This window comes from Hymenobacter terrestris, assembly GCF_013377905.1.
GTDB lineage: Bacteria > Bacteroidota > Bacteroidia > Cytophagales > Hymenobacteraceae > Hymenobacter > Hymenobacter terrestris.
Genome location: NZ_JABKAV010000118.1, coordinates 1 through 4615 on the forward strand (window position 1 = coordinate 1; position 4615 = coordinate 4615).

Here is a 4615-nt window from a genome sequence, read left to right on the forward strand (position 1 = left end):
GGGGGGGGCGTTCGGGGCACGGGGTTTGCGAGGCAGCAGCACTGCCAGCAACAACCCAAAAACCCCCAGCCACTGCGGCATGTTTGGATAAGGGGTGATTTATAGAAAGAAATTTATACCAAGTTGTGGGGGCGGGGTTTGCCCCCGTCCGCCGTTAAACGATTAACGTTGAACGAAACCGTTGTAGCGGCGCGAACGGGGGGCGGGGACAAGCCTCGCCCCTACATCGTGCTATATAACTGTGCTAGTAGTCCGACGCCTTTTCCACCTCCAGCTGCAGCAGGGCCGTGGCCAGTTGCTCGTCGTTGGGCGCTACGCCATGCCACTTGTGCGAGCCCATCATGAAGTCGATGCCGAAGCCCATTTCGGTATCCATGAGTATCATGACTGGCACGCCCTGACCGAGTAAGCTTTGGGCTTCCTCGATGGTGGGGAGCAGGGTTTCGAACTGGTTGCCGTCGGTTTCGAGCACACGCCAGCCGAAGGCTTCGAACTTGGCGCGCAGGTCGCCAAGGCCGCCGATTTTAGCGGTGGGGCCATCAATCTGCTGGCCGTTGCGGTCGACGAAGGCAATCAGGTTGTCTACCTTGTGGTGCGGGGCGTAAAGGGCGGCCTCCCAGATCTGGCCTTCCTGCAGCTCGCCGTCGCCCATGAGCACGAACACCGTGCTGTTGTCGCCGTTGAGCTTTTTGGCCTGGGCCGCGCCAGTAGCCACGCTCAGGCCCTGGCCCAGCGAGCCGGACGCAATGCGGATGCCGGGCAGGTGCTCGTGCGTGGCCGGGTGGCCCTGCAAGCGCGAGTTCAGCTTGCGGAATGTAGCCAGCTCGCTCACCGGGAAATAGCCCGAACGAGCCAGCACCGAGTAAAACACCGGCGAAATGTGGCCGTTGGAAAGGAAGAACAAATCCTGGTTGATGCCATCCATATCAAACGGCTCGGGCGTGTGCTTCATCACCTTGAAATACAGCGACACCAGCAGCTCGGTGCAGCCCAGCGAGCCACCGGGGTGGCCCGAGTTCACGGCGTGCACCATGCGCACAATGTCGCGCCGCACCTGGGTGGCAATCTGCTTCAGCTCGGCTACTGACTTGGTGGCTGCGGGGGCGTGGGTTTCGGAAGTGGTAGGCTGGGCCATGCGCGTTTGGTAGAGTTGATAAGTAAGCAAAGGTACGCCTCCCGGGCCGGGCAGCCAGCGGACCGCAGGCCGGAGCCATGCCGCATAAGGGAGGCAAAAGGGATGTAAAAAAGCCCCGCCGAAGTGGCGGGGCTCCTATGAAAGCTACAGCAGCTGGGCCGCGTGGTTCTTGGTTTCGACTTTGGTGATGACCCGCTCCACTTTTCCTTCTTCATCGATCAGGAAAGTGTAGCGCATGGTGCCCATGTACTTGCGGCCGTACATCGATTTCTCCTGCCACACGCCGTAGTCCTGCACCAGCTTCTTGTCCTCGTCCACCAGCAGCGGGAAAGGCAGCTCGTGCTTCTCGATGAACTTCTGGTGCGACTTGGCCGAGTCGATGCTTACGCCGAGGACCTGCACGCCGGCTGCCAGCAGCTGCTGGTAGTTGTCGCGCAGGTTGCAGGCCTGGGTGGTGCAGCCGCTGGTGTCGTCTTTGGGGTAGAAGTACAAGGCCACTTTGCGGCCCCGGTAATCGGCCAGGCGGTGTGTGGTGCCGTTCTGGTCGAGTGCTTCGAAGGCCGGAGCCATTTCGCCTGCTTGAGGTACTGCCATGCCGCGAAGATAGAAGGTTGACGGGAGATAGGGAAATCATAAACGCCGGGAGTGCGCCGGGGCTCTAGGGCTTGCTGGCAACCGGCTGCGGCGTGAACAGCATGTTTTCTACCGGAAAGCCCAGCTCCCGGCCCTTGGCCAGCAGCTGTTCGCGGGTGGCCAGCGGCAGGTGCGGCATGCGGCTGAGGATCCAGAGCGTTTCGCGGTCGGGCGAGCCCACCAGCGCATACTGGTAGCCGGTTTCATCGAGGTCCAGAATCCAATAGTCGCCGGTAAAGGGCCAGAAAAACTGGACTTTGAGCTTGGCGTTGGTTTCGTCGGTAGCCCAAGCCGTGGCGGTGGCCGTAGTGGCCGGCCCGCCGATGCTGCCCTGATGACAGGTGTTGCGCACGCCCACCTTGCCATCGGGTCGCACTTTGTACTCGGCCGTCACGTGCTGGCAGCCCTTCTCGAAGCGCACGGGCAAGCGGGCAATTTCATACCACAAACCCGCGTACCGCTTCAGGTCGACGTGGGCCACGGTGGTCAGGTTCGGGTGCGCTTTGCGGCGCGAGTAGGCGTAGGCGGCCGCGCCGGTCGCGACTACAGCCGCAGCGGCTCCAAATAGTACCGGCTGGCGGCGTTTGAGCAGGTTATTAGGCATCGTATTGAATAGTGGATGAACCTGAGTTTACGCACTATGGCCGCGAAGGGTGTAGCAATGTCCTTCGGTTCACGCTGCATATGCTACAGCACTACGTTGATAACCGCCTCGTTACCAGCCTGATCGGTGAGGCGCAGGGTGGCGGGCCCGCGCAGGGGTGGGCCCAGGGTGTCGGAGCGCTCGGTGAACAGGGTGGCGTTCTTGTGCTCGTACCGCAGCATCCGAAACTGCCCGTTCACTTCCAGCTTGTAGCTGGCCAAGCCCGAGAGGTCGTCGCCTACTTTGAACACCACTCCGGCCGCGCCTTTACTCAGCAGCCGGCCCGAGGGCGGCTTGGTGTCGGTGAGGATGCGGAACTGTCCGAAGGAGCGGATGGGGGCCGTGATGCTGGTGCTGTCGGGACTCCACTTGCCGCCCACGTAGCCCTTGCCGCCATTGGCCGAGATGCTATAAATGGCCGAGCGGCGCAAATCGGCGGGCAGCGTTTCGGGCCGCAGCGTGAGGGCCAGGTTTTCGTAGAGCGGCGTACGCGGCAGATGCACCGTCCAGAGGCCCTGCTGGTAGTTGGTTTGCAGGTAGAGCGTGTCGAAGATGGTTTTGGGCTTGAACTCCAACCCCATATTAGCCGTGGCGAAGCTGAACTCGCGGCCCGCCGGAATCAGGGCCTCGCGCGTAAAACGCTGGGTAATACCACCGAAGCGGATGGAATCGGGCCGGCCGGCGCGCAGGTCGTAGAGGTACACGTTCTGGCTCTGGTCGGTGTAGCTGGGGCGCAGCTGCAGGCGGCGGTTGCCGCGCAGCAGCGTGAGGGCCCCGGCCACGGCGGCCGTGTCGGGGTCGGCGGCCGTTACCACCAGCAGGTTGCGGCTTACATCGTAGCGCATAGCCGGCTTTTTCACGGCCGCCGAGCGGGTTTTGAAGTAGCCCGGCGCTTCGCCCCGCAGCACCAGCCGCAGTGGCGTGGTGTTGCCATACGAGTCGGCCAGCCGGATTTCCACGGCGTACACCTTGCCCGGCTCGATGGTCAGGCGGCCTTTTTCGGGCCCGGCTTCGTACATGCTCAGGTCGTTGCCATCGTCCACGAACAGCTTCTCGAACTGCCGGCCCTGGGTGGCACGCCACTCATAGTCCACGTGGCGGTTTATCTGGCGCGAGCCATCCGGAAACGGCACGTCATCAATGGTATGCTGGTACACCTGCTTGCCGTTCACGAGCACCGTGGCCTGCTGAATGCCGTTCTTGTTCCATACTTTATCAAACCGATCGAAGCCCTGCACGAGCAGGCCCACCGAGCCGCTGGCGGCAATGGTATCGGGCCAGGCGTAGCTGCCGTCGGCCAGCGGGACCTTGGGCACGAACACGCGCTTACCGAAACGGCCTTCTACCCGCGCCGCAATGCCCAGCGCCTCCACCGCAAACGCCTGCACCACCGGCGCTACATGGTCCTGGATTTCGGCAAAACCGCCCCACTGCAGCGGGTTTAGCTGGCTGCCGGCGGCAGTGCGCACCTCCCAGTGCACGTGTGGCCCCGCCGAGCCGCCGGTATTGCCCGAAAGGGCCACCACCTCGCCGCGCTGCACGGCAAACTGGCCAGGCTCAAAAAACAGCTCCAGGTCGTACGTCTGCTTGGCGTACTGCTGGCGGCGCAACTCCTCGGCCACGGGGCCTTTAAAGCTGTTGAGGTGGCCGTACACCGTCGTCAGGCCGTTGGGGTGGGTGATGTAGAGCACGTTACCATAGCCGTAGCTGCTCTGCTTAAGCCGCGACACGTAGCCGTCGGCCGAGGCATGCACCGGCAAATCCACCCGGCCATCGGTCTTGATGTCGAGGCCGCCGTGGAAGTGGTTGGGCCGCAGCTCGCCCATACTACCCGACAGAAAGTTCTCCTGGCCGGGCTTGATGGGAAACAGGAAATAGCCCTTCGCCACCGCCGGAATGCCTGCGTGCGGGGCCGGGCTGGCTGCGCCGGCTGCTTCGTTGGGGGCGGGCTGCTCCAGGGTCGGGGCGGCCGGCTGCTGGCTCTGGCAGGCCGAGGGCTGTACGCCCATCAGCAGTAAAAACGGCAGCGCGAAGCTGAAATGGGCTTTTAGCGGAAAGCTGCTAGCTGTGAGCTTTTTCAAAACAGAGCGTACTTGACAACGGAAGGGTAGGAGTTTCGCCGAACGATGTAGGGGCGGTGCGTTTTTCCGCCCCCCCCCCCCTCGCGCCCCACCCACACCTGCGCCGTCAGCCGGGGTCGGGGG

The 4615-nt window shown here is 63.1% G+C and carries 4 protein-coding genes; all 4 read right to left on the bottom strand.

Annotation, left to right across the window (positions count from 1 at the left end):
* Window positions 1-244: 244 nt before the first annotated feature.
* Window positions 245-1135: a transketolase gene (locus tag HW556_RS17985; protein WP_176901504.1), complete on the bottom strand. Its 891-nt coding sequence runs from the start codon at window positions 1133-1135 to the stop codon at window positions 245-247.
* A gap of 144 nt (window positions 1136-1279) precedes the next feature.
* Window positions 1280-1729 carry a thioredoxin-dependent thiol peroxidase gene (bcp, locus tag HW556_RS17990; RefSeq protein WP_176901505.1) on the bottom strand — a complete coding sequence of 150 codons (450 nt, stop codon included), beginning with the start codon at window positions 1727-1729 and terminating at the stop codon, window positions 1280-1282.
* A 64-nt stretch (window positions 1730-1793) separates the two neighbouring features.
* Window positions 1794-2372, bottom strand: coding sequence for a lipocalin family protein (locus tag HW556_RS17995; protein WP_176901506.1), 579 nt, complete (start codon window positions 2370-2372; stop codon window positions 1794-1796).
* A gap of 83 nt (window positions 2373-2455) precedes the next feature.
* Entirely contained in the window at window positions 2456-4492 is a 2037-nt protein-coding gene (locus HW556_RS18000; protein WP_176901507.1) for a M23 family metallopeptidase, read from the bottom strand.
* Window positions 4493-4615: the final 123 nt, after the last annotated feature.